Source organism: Bacillus methanolicus, assembly GCF_028888695.1.
GTDB classification, from domain to species: domain Bacteria; phylum Bacillota; class Bacilli; order Bacillales; family Cytobacillaceae; genus Bacillus_Z; species Bacillus_Z methanolicus_B.
In genome coordinates, this window is the sequence record NZ_PNFF01000001.1 from 1944380 (window position 1) to 1961976 (window position 17597).

Consider the following 17597-nt stretch of genomic DNA (forward strand, 5'->3'; position numbering starts at 1 on the left):
CTTTGCTTATGGGTCCGTCCCTTTTAAATAAATTGAAAAGGATCAGTATGAACCATTGAAGGCATAATCGAAACTTGCCATCCGTTTCGTTCGCACATTTTAGCCAGAATATTCGCAACGCCCTTTTTCATCACTTTTTCAACATTATGGCCGGGGTCAACGATGTTTACACCCATCATCATGGCATCATGGGCGGTGTGATAGTACATATCACCGGTTACATAGACGTCGGCTCCCTTAAATTTAGCGTGGGACAAATATTTGTTTCCATCACCGCCGACGATGGCGACCTTTCTGATTTTCTCGTTCAAATCCCCGACAACCCGGACTTTATCAACTTCCAGGACGTTTTTTATGTGTTCAGCAAATTCTTTTAACGTCATTTCTTCGATATTCCCGATTTTCCCGAGTCCCAAAGTTTCTCCTTTATTCTCTAAGGGATAAATATCAAATGCAACTTCCTCGTAAGGATGGGCTTTTATCATTGCATTCAACAGTTTTTTCTCAATGTTTTCAGGATAAATGGTCTCGATTCTGACTTCATTCACAGCTTCAAGCTTTCCTTGCTGCCCAATATGAGGATTTGTATTTTCTCCCGGCAAAAATCGCCCTGTTCCGTTTGCGGAAAATGAGCAAAAGCTATAATTTCCAATGGCTCCTGCTCCGGCTCTGCCCAAGGCATCTCTAAGTTCGTCTGCATTTTCCTCCGGAACGAAAACAACTAGTTTTTTCAGTTTTGTTTCGAAAGTCGGATGAAGAATTTCTGTATTTTTAAGGCCGATTGCTTCGGCAAGCATATCATTGACACCGCCTTTTGCGATATCAAGGTTCGTATGGGCTGCATATACGGCAATATCGTGTTTAATTAATTTTTCAATTAACCTGCCTTGATATGTTTCCCCGGTTATTTTTTGGAGAGGCCAGTAAATTAATGGATGGTGGGCTATAATTAGCTGAACATTATTTTGAATCGCTTCGTCAACAACTTCTTCAAGAACATCAAGGGCAATTAAGACATTTTCAACACGCTTATTTAAATTGCCAATTTGTAAGCCGACTTTGTCCCCTTCCATTGCATAGTTTTTTGGAGCAAATTGTTCAAATAATTCAATGATTTGATAACCGTTTACTATTTTCATTTTTGTCTTAAGGCCTCCTCAACTAAGCTGATTTTATGTAGAAGCTCTTCTTTTTTTTGGCGATTTTCCGGCTTGTCGCCCGCTTGTTCCAATTGATGTAAAATCCGTTTCCAGTTCGCTTTTTCAAAAGTCCATTTCTTTTTGAATATCTCATTTTGCTTTTTTTGCAGCAATGGCCCAAGAAGCAATCCGCTTTCTAATTTCCCATTATAGCCAGTATAGGGATCACCTTTTTCTGCTGCTAAAACCTCGTAGATCTTTCCGTCCTCTTCAAGAATTTCTTCAGAAATCAGCATCCATCCATTTTCAAGAAACCATTTGCGTATGGAGATAGCCCCTATATTCGGCTGAAGAATCAGTCTTTTAACATCGGACAGCTTTTCTTTGCCTCTTTCTAAAATGTTAGCAATGAGTGTTCCGCCCATCCCGGCGATCGTCACACAATCTACTTCTCCTGGTTCGACCACTTCCAGTCCATCACCTTTGCGAACTGAAATACTTTTCGTCAAACCTTCTATCTGTACTTGCTTTAATGCCGACCGATACGGGCCTTCAGCGACTTCTCCTGCAATGGCAAACGTAGCGATCCCCTTTTTCACTGCATAACAAGGAAGGTAGGCATGGTCAGAGCCGATATCCGCAAGTCTTGACCCCATAGGGATAAAACGAACAACGGTTTGTAAACGTTTAGAAAGATGATCTGAATTCATGATTTCACCACTTTGATAATGTTCGTTCCTGTAACTCTTTTTTTACGCAAAGAGTCTAATAAACGTTAAACTAAAATTAGGGGAATAAATTTCCTTCTGTTTTCCTTTCATAAGTATAGAAAAAGTCCTTTACAATTGCAAAGGACTTCTCGTAACAAACATATTATTATTTTAATCCTGCGAGCCATTCAGCCATTTCAGCTGCTTTCTCTTGAGGCACCAGCCCCGGAGGCATAGAACCTTTTCCATTTACAACAATATCAGCAATTTCTTCTTTTGAATGTTTGTCACCGACACCTTTAAGTGCAGGTCCTACTCCGCCTTGATACTGGTCGCCGTGACATCCGACACAGCTTTTCTTATAAATATCTTCCGGTTTTGCAGCTGCAACTTCCTCTGTTTTTTCCTTATCTCCGCCCTCAGCTTCTTTCGCGATTTCCTTAGCATCACCAAGGCCTTTAAAAGATAGCAGGAACATGAGACCGATACCGAAAACCATGATCAAAATGAACGGTATGATCGGATTACGATTCATGATTTAACCTCCCTTATGTAAGAACATTTACGAATATAATTATAAAATACAAACAATTTATATTGTACCTTAAGAATCTTTCAAGGAAAAGCCCTAATGTGAACTTTGTCATAGTATGTTCAGAAAATAGACAAAAACTTCATCAAAAAGATGAAGTTTCTTCACGAAAACATTATTGGAGTCGTAAATCGTAAATCATCATTAACAGCCAATCAGACGGGCAATGACCATCCGCTGTACTTCAGAAGTTCCTTCTCCGATTTCAGTCAACTTTGCATCCCTCATGTATCGCTCTACATGGTAATCTTTCATGTATCCATAACCGCCATGGATCTGAACAGCTTGGTCTGTTACTTCCATGCTAATTTCCGAAGCATATAATTTACACATTGAGGCCTCCTTCGAAAACGGCCTGCCCTGATCCTTCAGCCAAGCAGCCTTATACACCATATTCCGTGCCAGTTCAATCTTCATTGCCATATCTGCAAGTTTAAATTGTATCGCCTGGAATTGAGAAATCGTTTTTCCGAATTGTTTTCGTTCTTTGGCGTATTGCAACGCTTTTTCATACGCCGCCCGGGCAATCCCTAAGGCCATTGCTCCGATACCGATCCGTCCCCCATCTAATGTTACTAAAAACTGTTTAAATCCTTTCCCTCTTTTTCCGAGCAACATATCTGTTGGAACGCGCACGTCTTCAAGGACAAGTTCCGTTGTGTTCGAAGCATTCAGGCCCATCTTTTCATAATTATCTATGACAGTAAATCCCTTGGCATTCGTTGGAACAATGATTGCACTTATTTCTTTATTTCCGTCATTTTCACCTGTTACGGCTGTCAATGCTAAATGTTTTGCGAAACTTGCATTTGTAATAAAACATTTGTTTCCATTTATCACAAATTCACCGTTCTCTTCGATCGCAGTTGTTCTCGTACCTCCTGCGTCCGATCCGGCATTTGGTTCAGTTAGTCCAAATGCACCGAACGATTCTCCAGTACAGATCGGCACAAGAAATTTCTGTTTTTGCTCTTCAGTTCCAAAAAGGTGTAAAGGTGCACCACCAAGTGAGATATGGGCAGAATACGTTATCCCAGTTGATGCACAAGCACGGCTTAACTCTTCTGTTACGATCGCAAAACTGATGGAATCCGCACCGCCGCCTCCGTATTCTTCAGGAAAAGGCAGTCCCATCATTCCCATATCGGCAAGCTTTTTAAAAATTTCCAAAGGAAATTCCTTTTTCCTATCTCTTTCAAGTGCACCAGGCGCTACTTCTTCTTCAGCAAATTCCCGTATTGTACGGCGGATCATTTCCTGTTCGGCAGTGAAATCAAAGTTCATCATCATCCCCCTAAAACATATTATTGAAATCGCTTTCATATTATTATATTAGGGATGAATAAATGTTCATAACATTTAAAATTTTATAATTTATTTTATTATAATAAAATAAAAATAATTAATATGATTAACCCTAAATAACCTGAAATCGTAAAGTACGGCAGCTTTAGTTTCCAACCGGTTAAAAACCAAAAAAAGCAGTTTAGGATAACGACAACAGCAAGCGGCAGCTGATTTTCAGGGTATACTCCCGAGATGATTTCAACTGAAGAAAATAACAAAATAAGAGCTGTTGCGATTAAAGGGAATTGATAAGACATTTTTTTTGCAGAAAAATAAAAAATTCCTGAGAGACCAAAAAGAACAAAAATTGCCACGAAACCCATTTGCAAAATGAAAGACAATTCAGTAAAATATATGACAAATAAAGAAAATAGAATAAATAGGAAATAAATGACATTGTGAAAACGGATTCTTTTTTTTGAATGCCTATTTTCTCTTTCTTTCGGCCGATTCCCTTCGGTATATAGCGTTAATAAAAAGTCACAGTATTGTTCGGGAAGCATTCGGTTTTCCTTCCAATATAAGATTTCTTTCACTATGATATTTTTACGGTTTTCATTCATTCCGTTCACACTCACTATGTATAGATTGGCAGCTTGAAAATTTTTTTGAAAATAAAAATAGTTTACTTCTATTGTAAGAAGTAAACTATTTCATGACAATCTTTTTATTCAAGGAAATCTTTCAACCGTTTACTGCGGGAAGGGTGTCTAAGCTTGCGCAGTGCTTTCGCTTCGATTTGGCGAATCCGTTCTCTTGTAACGCCAAATACTTTTCCGACTTCTTCTAACGTTCGTGTACGACCATCATCCAGGCCAAAGCGAAGCCGCAAGACGTTTTCTTCCCGGTCCGTTAATGTATCTAGTACATCTTCCAGCTGTTCTTTTAACAGTTCATATGCTGCATGATCAGATGGTGATGTCGCATCCTGGTCTTCAATAAAATCACCGAGGTGTGAATCATCTTCTTCACCGATCGGAGTTTCTAAAGAAACAGGTTCTTGTGCTATCTTTAAGATCTCGCGCACCTTTTCCGGAGTTAAATCCATATCTTCCGCAATTTCCTCCGGTGTCGGTTCACGGCCAAGATCCTGCAAGAGCTGCCGTTGAACACGAATTAATTTGTTGATTGTTTCCACCATGTGGACAGGAATTCGGATGGTTCTTGCCTGATCAGCAATTGCGCGTGTAATTGCCTGGCGGATCCACCAAGTTGCATAAGTGCTAAACTTAAACCCTTTACGATAATCAAATTTTTCAACGGCTTTGATCAATCCCATATTTCCTTCTTGAATTAAATCCAGGAAAAGCATTCCGCGGCCGACGTATCGTTTTGCAATGCTTACAACAAGGCGAAGGTTTGCTTCAGCAAGACGGCGTTTCGCTTCTTCGTCTCCTTGTTCGATTCGTTTGGCCAGTTCGATTTCTTCTTCTGCCGATAAGAGATCAACACGCCCAATTTCCTTTAAGTACATACGAACAGGATCGTTAATTTTTACTCCGGGAGGAACACTTAAATCGTTTAAATCAAATTCTTCATCTTCTTCTATTTCTAAATCTTTGAGATCCGGGTCGGACTCCTCATTATCACCGACAAGCTCTACCCCTTGATCTCCAAGGAATTCATAAAATTCGTCCATTTGATCAGAGTCAAGCTCAAAATTGGACAATTTTTCGGCAATATCATCATAAGCAAGGACACCTGTTTTCTTTCCCTGCTCTGTTAATTGTTCTTTTACTTGTTCCATGGTCATATCTGATTCGACCTCTTTTGAACGGGCTGATTTTTCAGCCATATGTCCCCCTCCTTCCAAAATCAAGGTGATCACTTTCAATCTATAGCGATTTGCGTAATTGGACAATTTCCATTGCAATTTCTGCTGCTCTGGCAAAATCCTTCTTACGTTCAGCTTCCTTTTCTTCAAGTTCTTTTTCTTTTATCTTTAACACTTTTTGATAATTCAACACCTGTTTGATATAATCTGACATTTCCTGATCACTGATCTCATCGTTAATTGACATCATGGCGATATCGGTAACGATTCTTTTTAATTTTTCATCTTTTAAATAGTTAATGAAGGCGCTTGAATCAGGCGGATGTCCATCTTCGTAAAAACCAAATAAATAAGTTATGATTGCTTGGTGTTCATCAATGTTAAAGGTATGTCCTTGAAGCAGCTCCTGAACTTTGTACGCAACATCGCTATTTTTAAGCATGTGTGCTATTAAGCACCTCTCTGCTGTATGATAAGCAGGCCTTAACTGATCTTTTTGAATAGCGGAAACGGAATGCATTATTTGCATGTTTCTGCTTTTTCCCTGTTTAATCCTCTTTTCAGTAATAGAAACCTGCTGTTTTAACGCTTCTAAAGAAAGGGAAAATTCGGCTGCCAGCTGCCTCAGATAATAGTCTTTTTCAACCGCTTTATCAAGCATGCTGATCTCTTTCAATACTTCTTCGATGTATTGGAGCCGTTCTCCTTCAATTTGAAGGTTTTTCCCTCTTCGGTAGTAGAGAAGCTTGAATGACATGAAGGTCATGCTTGCCCCTATTACATCATGACGAAATTTATCTCCGCCGTATGTTTTGATGTAGTCATCAGGGTCCAAACCTTCGGGCATGAGAGCAACTTTGATCTGGCAGCCTGCTTCAGATAGCATAGTAGCCGCCCGGTAAGCAGCTTCAATACCTGCATGATCTGAATCAAAACAAATGGTCACGGATTGGACATGACGGCGGATAAGTGCAACGTGCTCTTCTGTTAAAGAAGTTCCCATCGTTGCTATGCCGTTTTCCACCCCTGAACGATCCGCAGCAATCACGTCAGCAAACCCTTCAAAAAGAACGGCTTGCTGTTGCTTTCGGATACTTGGACGAGCCAAGTGAAAATTATATAATATTTTGCTTTTATTAAAGATTGCTGTCTCGGGACTGTTTAAATATTTGGGCTCATCAGACCCCAATGATCTCCCGGAAAAAGCAATCGTATTTCCATTCCGATCAAATATTGGAAACATAATTCGATCACGAAAGCGGTCAAAATAGCTTCCGTCATGTTCCCGTCTGATAATCAAACCGGCTTTCTCCAATAATGAAGGTGAAAATCCTCTTTTTGTCAAAAACTTATAGACAAAATCCCAGGAATTTAATGAATAACCGATTTGAAATTTATCTATTGACTCTCTTGTAAAACCTCTGCTTAACAGATATTCCAGTGCGTGCTGGCCGTCTTTTGTATTTACAAGCAAATGATGGTAAAATTTTCGTAAGAGCTCATGAGCTTCCATCATTTGTTGAAATTCTTTTGGAATAGATTTTTCTTTGGTAACGTCAGATGCTTCTATTTGCAGGTCAATATTCGCCCTCTCGGCAAGCTTTACGGCTGACTCCAGGAATGACAATCCTTCCACTTCCATTAAAAAAGAGAACACATTTCCTCCTGCACCGCATCCAAAACAGTGATAAAGTTGTTTGTCAGGTGAAACAGAAAATGAAGGTGTATTCTCACCGTGAAACGGGCATAAGCCAAAATAGTTCCGTCCCTGCTTTTTCAATTGAACATAGTCACTAATCACATCAACTATATCAATTGATTGTCTTATGGCATTTATTTTTTCTTCAGCGATTCGTTCTGCCATAATAAGGACAACTCCATTTTACAATATGGTATTCTATACATATTAATAAAACCCTTCATAATTTCGACAAAATTTTCGTCAATTGTTTCACAAATTTTAATCTGTCATTTTGTGTGAAAGGTTTTGGACCTTTTGAATAGATCCCTCGGCGGCGGGCTTTTGCGGAAAGATATCGCAAATCGAGTGCCGTATTCATATTATGTTCTTCATAAAGGGTTCCCCTCGGCGACAGGGCATAAACCCCTTTTGCCAAAAGAGCAGAAGCTAATCCAATATCCTGGGTAACGATGATATCACCGGACTTCGCCCGATTCATAATGAATAAATCAACCGCTTCTTTTCCGGAATCTACATATTCCCAAAAAGAACCTGCCGTATCAGCTTTATAATGATCATAGGAAGCAATAAAGATTGGTTTAATTGAATAGAAAGACGCAATTTCGACAATTTCATTTTTAACCGGACATGAATCCGCATCCACAAGTATTGTCGGAAGGCCTATTTTATTACTACTAATTCTACATCCCTCCGTATATTCCTTCTTTCAAAGGATAACTTTTTGAATTTGAGATATGTCGAATTTTTTTCCTATCATTTCCTTGACATCTGACAATAAATAGTTTATTCGTTCAGATGAAGATCTAAACCTTTTCTGATACATTTTTATCACAATTTTTTATTATAGTATATAAAAGTTCATAATTCCATTATTTTATCTAAAGAATTACTTTTCCCTAAAAAAGAAAGAGCACGTATCAAATGATATGTGCTATCTGCCTAGTGTTTTTTTCTGGTAAATGTTAAATATCACATTCGCAGTTTCTTCAACTGCTTTGTTTGTTACGTCAATAACTGAACATCCTATTTTTTCAACAACTTTCTCAAAATACGCAAGTTCCTCTTTAATCCGTTCGATATTCGCATAGTTTGCCTGGTCGTTTAACCCTAATGATTTTAATCGTTCGCGGCGTATTTCGTTTAAGGTTTCCGGACTGATTTTAAGTCCAAAGCATTTTTCCGGCTTTACAAGAAAAAGCTCTTCGGGTGGATCGACTTCAGGAACAAGCGACACGTTTGCCACCTTTAGCCGTTTATGGGCTAGATATTGAGATAAAGGGGTTTTCGATGTTCTCGAAACGCCAATAAGGATAATATCCGCCTTTAGTATCCCGCGCGGATCACGGCCATCGTCATATTTAACAGCAAACTCAATCGCTTCTATTTTCTTAAAATAATCTTCATCCAGTTTTCTGACAAGTCCCGGTTCAAAGAGAGGAGTTTTTCCGTACAACATTTGAAGCTGATCCATGAGCGGGCCAATTATATCGCAGGAATAAAGCCCTTCCTCATCAGCCCTTTTTTTTAAATAACTTCTCATTTCAGGCTTAACAAGCGAGTAAGTAATCATTCCTTGGTCTAATTTCGCAAGGGCAATGACTTCATCTATGTTTTCTTTATCTTCTATGTAAGGAAACCTTTTGATTGTTACATCTGCAGCGTTAAACTGGCTGAGTGCGGCCTTTGTAACCAATTCAGCCGTTTCGCCAGCAGAGTCAGATACAACATAAATAATTGGAAATTTGTTCATCACTCATGACAATCCCCTCTGACCGAAATTCTATTCTTTATTCATCTTTTGCAAGTGACACAAATGCTTCTGTTATATTCGTTTTTGTAACTCTTCCTATTACTTCAAATCCTTTTTCTGTTTCTTTCACCACAGGCATAGCATCAATTTGTTTCTCAATCAGCTTTATTGCTACATCAATAAGCAAATCATCTTTCTGGCACATAGTAATGTTCGGCATCCTTGTCATAATAATATTGACCGGCAAAGTAGTTAACTCCTGTTTTCCGATGCTTGCCCTCAGTAAATCTTTCCTCGACAGAACGCCAACTAATAAAGATGACTTGTCGACGACAAATAATGTTCCGACATCCTCAAGAAACATTGTCACAATTGCATCGTATACAGAAACATTTTCAGGTACCACTACGGGAATGGATTGATAATCCTTTACATAAATTTTTTTCAAATTTTCAGTAAGAAGCTGAGTTCCAGATTTACCTGTATAAAAATACCCCACCCTGGGCCTTGCGTCAAGGTAACCGGCCATCGTTAAGATTGCCAAATCAGGACGAAGCGTAGCCCTTGTAAGACTTAGCTGCTCTGCTATTTGCTCACCGGTAATCGGGCCTTTTTCTTTTACAATCTGCAAAATTTGTTCCTGGCGTTTGTTCAGTTCGATTGTACTCACCACCTTATTAGAAAAGCTGAAGCGCCGCGCTTAGGCCCGACAAGCGCTGGAGGTCCTGACAGAGAAGTCGCTTTTTGACTTCACTGGCAGGACCGAAGCGACCTCGAGGGCCTAGGCGCTGAGGCTAGACAAATAGAAAAGCTGAAGCGCCTCGCTTAGGCCCGACAGCTGCTTGCGATTCTGCCAGGGAAGTCGCTTTTTGACTTCACTGGCAGGACCGAAGCGACCTCGAGGGCCTAGGCGCTGAAGCTGGGCAAATAGAAAAGCTGAAGCGCCTAGGCGCTGCAGCTGGATATTCAAGAGAAAAAATGCTTAAAAGGTTATACTATTACAATAATATTATATACTAATTCTTTCTTTTGAAAAGAGTCTTGATTCAATGAACCAATTATTTTTCCAAAAACTTAAAAAAGTACGGAAAAGCTCCGTACTTTTTGTTAAAATTGAATTTTTTCCTGTATAAAACTTGCCAGTTCTGCTATCGGCACGCGTTTTTGTTCCATTGTGTCCCTGTCTCTGACGGTAACCATCTTATCGTCTTGAGAATCAAAATCGTATGTAATGCAAAACGGAGTTCCGATTTCATCATGGCGCCGGTAGCGCTTGCCGATCGAACCTGATTCATCGTAATCAACAAGAAAATGCTTTGATAACTCTTCGAAAATTTGTTTAGCTTCCTCAGAAAGCTTTTTAGACAACGGAAGAACAGCCGCTTTATATGGTGCAAGTGCCGGATGTAAATGCATCACTGTTCTTGTTGTGCCGTCTTCAAGCTTTTCCTCTTCGTAAGAATCGATCAAGAATGCAAGTGTTACCCGGTCAGCTCCCAGTGACGGCTCAATACAATACGGGATGAATTTTTCATTCGTTTCCTGATCTAAATAATGGAAATCTTCACCGGAATATTCCATATGCTGTTTCAAATCGTAGTCTGTTCTTGAAGCAATACCCCAAAGTTCTCCCCAGCCAAATGGGAATTTGTATTCAATATCTGTCGTTGCATTGCTGTAATGGGATAACTCTTCTTCAGAATGATCGCGCAAGCGGATATTTTCTCTTTTCATTCCTAAAGAAAGCAGCCAGTTTTCGGCAAACTCCTTCCAATATTCATACCATTTCAGCTCTTCACCCGGCTTGCAGAAAAATTCCAGTTCCATTTGTTCAAATTCTCTTGTACGGAAAGTGAAGTTGCCCGGCGTAATTTCATTTCTGAAACTTTTGCCGATTTGAGCAATACCAAATGGCAGCTTCTTTCTCATTGTGCGCTGAACATTTTTAAAATTCACGAAAATCCCTTGAGCCGTTTCAGGACGGAGGTAAATTTCGTTTGCACTCGATTCTGTAACCCCTTGAAATGTTTTAAACATTAAATTAAATTGGCGGATGCCGGTAAACTCTTTACTGCCGCAATCAGGACATGCAATATCATGTTCCTTGATCAAAGACTCCATTTGCTCAAATGGCAGTCCGTCAACAACCATTTCAATTCCTTTCTCATCAAGTGCATTTTCGATTAATTTATCAGCCCGATGTCTTGCTTTACAATTTTTGCAGTCAATCATCGGATCATTAAAGTTGCCGATATGTCCTGAAGCTTCCCACGTACGGGGATTCATCAAGATGGCAGCATCTAGGCCTACATTATATGGGGACTGCTGAACAAATTTTTTCCACCAAGCCTGCTTTATGTTGTTTTTCAATTCAACGCCAAGCGGACCATAGTCCCACGTATTTGCAAGACCGCCGTAAATTTCTGAGCCTGGAAAAATAAAGCCCCTGTGCTTTGCATGTGAAACGATTTGATCCATTGAAACATCCATAAATATCGCTCCTTTTTTCATAAAATTAACGTAAATAAAAAAACTCCCGTTCCTATGCGTTTTGCATAGGGACGAGAGTTACCCGCGGTTCCACCCTATTTGCTGTAAAAACAGCCACCTTACGTGCCGAGTAGGCACCGTCATTGCTCCGGAACGCCTTCCTTAACTTTCTATACCCCGGCTCACACCATCCCGGGTTCGCTTTTATAGAAGCGGTTAAGTACTCCTTTCCATCACAGCAACATATTAATTTACTTTGAATCTTAGCTGATAGATTTTAACTTGTCAATATGATCACAGCAACTCGCGCATTTTATCAATTTGATGCAAAAACTTCTTCGTCTTTAAGTGCAAACCTGAGTATTCGTCATAATAGGCGGAAATCACTTTTTTCAACTCGGCTTTTGTTTCCGGTTTAACAGATATATTCCCAAGCCTCGAAAGGTCAAAATAATAGAAAAGCCTCAGTAACTTAGATGTTGCGGCGGAAATTTTAAACGCATAAGGATCTTTTTCAAGACACCGGTGGCAAATAAATCCTCCTTCCCGGATTGAAAAAGAAAAATGCCCATCCGTGCTGCCGCAAATGGTACAATGATTTAATTCAGGATATAGCCCTAATGAATTGAGCATTTTCATTTCATATATATTCGTTAAAATATCAAGATCATACCCTTCATTCATAAATTGCAAAGTTTGAAGCAGCAATTCAAAATGATAAGGATTTAGTTTTTTTTCCTCAATGCTTTTATCAGTTAGTTCCACAATATAGCTTGCATACGCGGTTAAAAAAATATCCTCTCGAATTGAACGCATTGAGTAAATTATTTCGCCTTGCTGCAAGCTGCCAAGGCCGCTGCCTTTTTGGATTAAAAAGTAGCCGTATGTAAAAATTTGGGTGACGGCAGAAAGGCGGCTGTTCGTCTTTTTTGCCCCTCTCGCCATCACACCAATCTTTCCCCATTCGCGGGTAAATAAAGTTACAACTTTATTCGTTTCACCATAATCTGTTGTCCTTAAGACGATGCCCTCACATTTTTGAAGCATCACAAGTCACCATCCATTATTCGGGACAAACTTATGAGATGGGAAAATCAACTTCTGTTAGCTCGTCTTCCATACTTACGGGTGTTTCTTGTTTTTCCTTCTCCAGTTCTTTAAAGAGAAGATATGTGTCAATATCACCTGTTTGCGAAAAAATCTTCCAGGTAAAATCCAACATCGAAAACCCCACCTTTCGAGCAATTTTTCTCTCCCAAATCCTCTACAATTATCATAGCCTGTCAACCAAAAATCATGAGACGAAAAAATTGTTAATTCAAATCATGCATAAACGGAGAATTTCCTTAATAATTTAGTTAGGGTTGATAAAAAAGTGGAAAAGGTTAGTACTCATCTTCACGAAAACCATAATCGCGAAGCTGTGAAATCTTATTGCGCCAATCTTTTTGAACCTTTACCCACAGTTCGAGAAATACTTTTGAGCCAAGCAGGTTTTCAATGTCCACCCTGGCTCTTTGGCCGATTTCTTTCAGCATTTTTCCTTGTTTGCCGATAATGATTCCTTTTTGGGAATCCCGTTCAACGATCACTGTTGCCATTACATGGATCACATCGCTGCCTTCACGTCGTTCCATTTTGTCAATAACAACTGCAAGTGAATGAGGCACTTCTTCTCGGGTTAAATGAAGGGCTTTTTCTCGAATCAATTCAGAAACAATAAATCTTTCCGGATGGTCGGTTACCTGATCAGCCGGATAATACCGAGGCCCTTCAGGCAAATATTTTTTAATCTGTTGTAAAAGCGCTTCCACGTTATTCCCTTGAAGTGCTGATATCGGAATGATTTCGCTGAATGTATACTTTTCTTTGTAAGATTCAATTAAAGGCAGCAGCTCATCAGGATGGATCTTGTCAATTTTATTGATAACAAGGAAAACGGGCGTTTTTATTTGTTGAAATTTCTCGATGATGAATTCTTCACCCCGTCCGAAACCTTCTTCAGCATTAACCATAAATAAGACGAGATCGACTTCTTTTAAAGCATTAATTGCAACCTTCATCATAAAATCGCCTAATTTATGCTTCGGTTTATGGATGCCTGGTGTATCTATAAATATGAGCTGTGAATCATGTAATGTGAGCACGCCTTGTATTTTGTTTCTTGTTGTTTGCGGTTTATCGCTCATAATGGCAATTTTTTGGCCGATTACACGGTTAAGAAAAGTTGATTTTCCAACATTCGGCCTGCCGATAATGGAAATAAACCCTGATTTAAACTCTGTGCGTTCTTCTCTGTTATTCATGTAAATCCTCCGGTGAAAATGCTCCTGGTAATAGCTCTTTTACAGTTAGTTCTTTTATATCGCCATTTAAATTTGTTAAGACTACTTTCATATCTTGAGGGCAAAGCTCAGAAATGACCTGACGGCATGCTCCGCACGGCGGCACCGGACGTTTCGTGTCCGCAATGACGGCTAAAGCCTTAAATTTCCTGTCTCCTTCTGAAAGAGCTTTAAATAACGCTGTTCTTTCTGCACAATTTGTAAGGCTGTATGCTGCATTTTCGATGTTGCAGCCATGGTAAACCTTGCCGTCATCTGTTAACAACGCTGCCCCCACTGCAAATTTAGAGTAAGGAACATATGCTTTTTCTCTTGCTTTTTTTGCTTCTGTAATTAATTGTTCCATAATCAAAACAATTTCTTCCTTTCCATAAAGAAGACTGCCTCCTCACTATTTTACCTTATTTTTTCGTTTATTTCATTGCTTATAGCAAAATCGCGATAAATTTTTTGAATTTTCTAAATATATTTTAAGATGGAGTGTTGTTGCACTGTACATTTTATCGAAACAGAGGAGCGATTTCAAATTTGCGTAAAGAAATGGCTGACTCATAAGTAAAGGTTCAACTCCCGTCGGAGGGTGTCAGACCTTTATGAGCCAGCCTCTATACAACTTATAAAAAATTCAAGATTTTTGGCACAAACACGATCAGCCCGATGATTGCTGACATCACTGCATAGATTAGGACAGCGCCGGCCGCTGCATCTTTCGCCTGTTTTGCCAACGGATGAAAATCATCTGTTACAAGATCGACAATACGTTCGATCGCTGTATTAAGAAGTTCGAGAGAGAGCATTCCGCCAATCGCCACAATCACTGCAACCCATTCTAGAGCGGACAGTGAAAAAATGAATCCGGCAATGATAACGCCTACAGCAATAACGAGATGGATTTTCAAATTCCTTTCATTCTTTATTGCCGAAACAATGCCTTCATAAGCAAAGACAAATGACCGCAATAGACTACTGAAAAAGAACTTAAGATTACCGTTTGAGCCCAAACTCATCCAATATTTTCCTTTGCCTAGAAAACATTTCTTTTTCTTGTTCCTCGGTTTCATGATCATATCCCAAGAGATGGAGAAATCCGTGTACAGATAAAAAACCGAGTTCCCGCATGAACGAATGTCCATATTCCTCTGCCTGCTCTCTTGCCTTTGGTACAGAAATAATGATATCCCCGAGCACTCTTGGTAAACTTGCTCCAATAAGCTCCACTTCTCCTTCACCCAATTCCTCCATGGCAAAAGAGATGACATCTGTCGGTCTGTCCTTATCCCGATATTCCCGATTTATCTCCTGGATTCGTTCATTTGAAACGAAGGTTACCGACAGTTCACAGTCCTCTTCCAATTGTTCACTTTTTGCAGCAAAAAGCAATAATTCTTCAATACGAAGTATTTCCTGTTCTGTTATGCTGTTTGTTTCATCAATAGTGTCAATAATTAACCTCATGCTTGTTTCACCTTCTGTTTTGTCGTTTCAGGATACTCGATCCTGGAGTGAAAAATCCCTTTTAATGTTTCACACAAAGAGTGTGCTACTGTTTCAAGTTCCTTTAACGTAATGTCACACTCATTCAGCTGACCATCCTGCAGGCGGTCAGAAATGATATTGCGAACGATGGACTCGATCTGTTCATTTGTCGGGTGCGTCATCGATCTTACTGCTGCTTCAACACTATCAGCAATTCCAATAACGGCAGCTTCCTTCGTCTGGGCTTTTGGACCAGGGTAACGAAATTCTTCCTCGTTCACTTCTAAACCATTTTGCTTTGCTTTGTGATAAAAAAATTTCAATAAAGTTGTACCGTGATGCTGTTCTGCTATATCTATGATTTCCTTCGGTATCCGATGCTTTCTTAATGTCTCAGCGCCGTCCGTGGAATGAGCAATAATAATATTTTTGCTTGTATGAGGCGGCAATCGGTCATGCGGGTTTTCAATATTCATCTGGTTCTCAATGAAAAATTGCGGCCGTTTCGTTTTGCCTATATCATGATAATAGCAACCAACTCTGGCAAGCAAACCGTTAGCTCCAATTGCTTCACATGCCGATTCGGCCAGATTCGCGACCATCAAACTATGATGATACGTACCCGGGGCTTCGGTTAAAATTTTTCGAAGCAGCGGATGATTAGGGTTCGACAATTCAATTAATTTCATCGTCGACAATATTCCAAACCCTGCTTCAAAAAACGGAATCAGTCCTATTGTCAATACAGCAGATGAGATCCCGGAAACTAGAGCCGCAATAAAGTAGAAGCTGAATTCCAGTCCTGAATAATGACCGTTTCTTAAAAACATTAATGACAAGATAATAACAATATTTACCGCAGCTGCAAACAGCCCGGCTTGCAGGATTTTTGAGCGGTGGTTATGCTTGCTTAAAAATAGAATTCCTGCAATGCCGCTGCATAAAATATAAATGCCAATGGAAATATGAAGTGATCCGGTAATTCCCTCATTAAAAATAATACTTCCGCAAATGGCCATAGTAATCGTCATAAACACGGCCAATCTTTCGTCAATTAATATTTTTATAAGCATAGATGCCATCGCTGCAGGAAATAAATAGCCTATTTCCGAATATTCAAACTCCTGGAACAAGCTGATGATTTTCATTATAATAATGGACAACATAAAAATCAGGCTAAGCATGAGCAGATATGTTCGTTTTCTAACAGTTTCAACATCAAGCTCATGAAAATAATAGTAGAGCGCAGACAAAATAACAGTAATAATAATGGCCAGGCCAAGGAAGGGCTGGATCGATTTATCATTATCGAGCATGCCGACAAGCTCAAGTTGCCGGTAAATATCCCGATTTATCAATTGCCCTTCTTCAACTATAATTTGCCCTTGGAGAATCTTTACAGGTTCTATATCTTCGATCGCTTGGCGCCGAAGTTCCTCGGTGGCAATCGGATCATAAAACTCGTTCTGAATAATGGCATATCTCCCCAGCTCTATGGCTGCACTTTTAATATTCCCTGAAAGACTCGTAAATTTTAATTCTTCTTCCAAGCGTTTTTTTGCATTTTCGACCTCATCTGCCGGTATCCTCTGGCTCATGACGTTATTAATTGCAGTTACTGTTAAATCCTTGGCAATGGATAATTCGTCTTTCGATGCCTGTAATAGCGATATAAACACTTGATCTGATAAATCTTTTGTAACACTTTCGGTCAGTTTTTCTTTTAACCTCGCCAACTTTTCTGAAGTGCCCGGCTCCGAAACGGCCTCCAGTTTTTCTCCTTTTTTCACCGCTTCTTCATATTCTTTTTTCTTCTTGTCCATTTCCTCTTTAATTTCCCCGTTTAATTCCGATACAGAATCAAAAATCGAAGAGATTAAATCAACCCTGTTTTCAGCATATTCTTTTTTTAGAGTATAAACATCCTGCACTTGATCGCTGGCTTCTCTGCGCTTCTTTTCTGTGCTTTCTTTGTCCTCAATCGTTATGGGCGACCGGATTGTTTGTTCTGCAACTGAAAAAAGCTTGATATCAAGTTTTTCCGGTTTGACATTGCTGTACATTGACGCATATAGAACAATTCCCAAAATAACAAATAAAAGCACTCTGAAAAAAGTAATATCCAACAAATTTCTTATTCTTGCCAACTGTTGCTGGAGTTTTTGCATCTCTCTCCCTCCTATCAAGGCGAGAAAATTGTCTGCCAGATAAGCAAACAAAAAAGTATGAATCTAATTATGTAAAATGATAACAGTTTTTTCGCTAACTTTCA

18 protein-coding genes are annotated in these 17597 nt (G+C 39.5%); all 18 read right to left on the reverse strand.

Going from position 1 to position 17597, the window contains the following annotated elements:
• Positions 1–23: 23 nt before the first annotated feature.
• The 18 genes from C0966_RS09790 to C0966_RS09875 all read right to left on the reverse strand — a co-directional run bounded on the left by C0966_RS09790 (position 24) and on the right by C0966_RS09875 (position 17493).
• Positions 24–1139, reverse strand: coding sequence for a Nif3-like dinuclear metal center hexameric protein (locus tag C0966_RS09790; RefSeq protein WP_274855239.1), 1116 nt, complete (start codon positions 1137–1139; stop codon positions 24–26).
• Complete coding sequence (locus C0966_RS09795; RefSeq protein WP_274855243.1) at positions 1136–1849, reverse strand: tRNA (adenine(22)-N(1))-methyltransferase; 714 nt, start codon at positions 1847–1849, stop codon at positions 1136–1138. The genes C0966_RS09790 and C0966_RS09795 overlap by 4 nt, the downstream gene beginning before the upstream one ends.
• Before the next feature lie 166 nt (positions 1850–2015).
• Positions 2016–2384, reverse strand: a complete 369-nt coding sequence (gene cccA / locus C0966_RS09800) for a cytochrome c550 (protein ID WP_274855245.1) — start codon at positions 2382–2384, stop codon at positions 2016–2018.
• A 201-nt stretch (positions 2385–2585) separates the two neighbouring features.
• Positions 2586–3725: an acyl-CoA dehydrogenase gene (locus C0966_RS09805; RefSeq protein WP_274855247.1), complete on the reverse strand. Its 1140-nt coding sequence runs from the start codon at positions 3723–3725 to the stop codon at positions 2586–2588.
• A gap of 98 nt (positions 3726–3823) precedes the next feature.
• Positions 3824–4351: a hypothetical protein gene (locus C0966_RS09810; RefSeq protein ID WP_274855248.1), complete on the reverse strand. Its 528-nt coding sequence runs from the start codon at positions 4349–4351 to the stop codon at positions 3824–3826.
• 104 nt (positions 4352–4455) lie between these two features.
• Positions 4456–5583, reverse strand: a complete 1128-nt coding sequence (rpoD, locus tag C0966_RS09815) for an RNA polymerase sigma factor RpoD (protein WP_274855249.1) — start codon at positions 5581–5583, stop codon at positions 4456–4458.
• Positions 5584–5623: 40 nt separating this feature from the next.
• Positions 5624–7426: a DNA primase gene (gene dnaG, locus C0966_RS09820; RefSeq protein WP_274855250.1), complete on the reverse strand. Its 1803-nt coding sequence runs from the start codon at positions 7424–7426 to the stop codon at positions 5624–5626.
• Between the two features lie 55 nt (positions 7427–7481).
• Positions 7482–7907 (reverse strand): YaiI/YqxD family protein, encoded by a 426-nt coding sequence (locus tag C0966_RS09825; protein WP_274855251.1) that lies wholly within the window; start codon positions 7905–7907, stop codon positions 7482–7484.
• 288 nt (positions 7908–8195) lie between these two features.
• Complete coding sequence (locus tag C0966_RS09830) at positions 8196–9014, reverse strand: pyruvate, water dikinase regulatory protein (RefSeq protein ID WP_274855766.1); 819 nt, start codon at positions 9012–9014, stop codon at positions 8196–8198.
• Between the two features lie 37 nt (positions 9015–9051).
• Positions 9052–9684 (reverse strand): helix-turn-helix transcriptional regulator, encoded by a 633-nt coding sequence (locus C0966_RS09835; protein ID WP_274855252.1) that lies wholly within the window; start codon positions 9682–9684, stop codon positions 9052–9054.
• Between the two features lie 437 nt (positions 9685–10121).
• Positions 10122–11504, reverse strand: a complete 1383-nt coding sequence (locus C0966_RS09840; RefSeq protein ID WP_274855254.1) for a glycine--tRNA ligase — start codon at positions 11502–11504, stop codon at positions 10122–10124.
• Positions 11505–11798: 294 nt separating this feature from the next.
• On the reverse strand, positions 11799–12551 hold the full coding sequence (gene recO / locus C0966_RS09845) for a DNA repair protein RecO (protein ID WP_274855767.1): 753 nt from the start codon (positions 12549–12551) through the stop codon (positions 11799–11801).
• Positions 12552–12582: 31 nt separating this feature from the next.
• Positions 12583–12726 (reverse strand): YqzL family protein, encoded by a 144-nt coding sequence (locus C0966_RS09850; protein ID WP_274855255.1) that lies wholly within the window; start codon positions 12724–12726, stop codon positions 12583–12585.
• Between the two features lie 163 nt (positions 12727–12889).
• A complete protein-coding gene (era, locus tag C0966_RS09855; protein WP_274855256.1) occupies positions 12890–13810 on the reverse strand; it encodes a GTPase Era in 921 nt (306 codons plus the stop codon).
• Entirely contained in the window at positions 13803–14195 is a 393-nt protein-coding gene (locus C0966_RS09860) for a cytidine deaminase (RefSeq protein ID WP_425535942.1), read from the reverse strand. Before C0966_RS09860 ends, era begins: the two co-directional genes overlap by 8 nt.
• Positions 14196–14463: 268 nt before the next feature.
• A complete protein-coding gene (locus C0966_RS09865; RefSeq protein ID WP_274855259.1) occupies positions 14464–14856 on the reverse strand; it encodes a diacylglycerol kinase family protein in 393 nt (130 codons plus the stop codon).
• Positions 14834–15304 carry an rRNA maturation RNase YbeY gene (ybeY, locus tag C0966_RS09870; protein WP_274855260.1) on the reverse strand — a complete coding sequence of 157 codons (471 nt, stop codon included), beginning with the start codon at positions 15302–15304 and terminating at the stop codon, positions 14834–14836. The genes C0966_RS09865 and ybeY overlap by 23 nt, the downstream gene beginning before the upstream one ends.
• Complete coding sequence (locus tag C0966_RS09875) at positions 15301–17493, reverse strand: HD family phosphohydrolase (RefSeq protein ID WP_274855261.1); 2193 nt, start codon at positions 17491–17493, stop codon at positions 15301–15303. Before C0966_RS09875 ends, ybeY begins: the two co-directional genes overlap by 4 nt.
• Between the last annotated feature and the right edge of the window lie 104 nt (positions 17494–17597).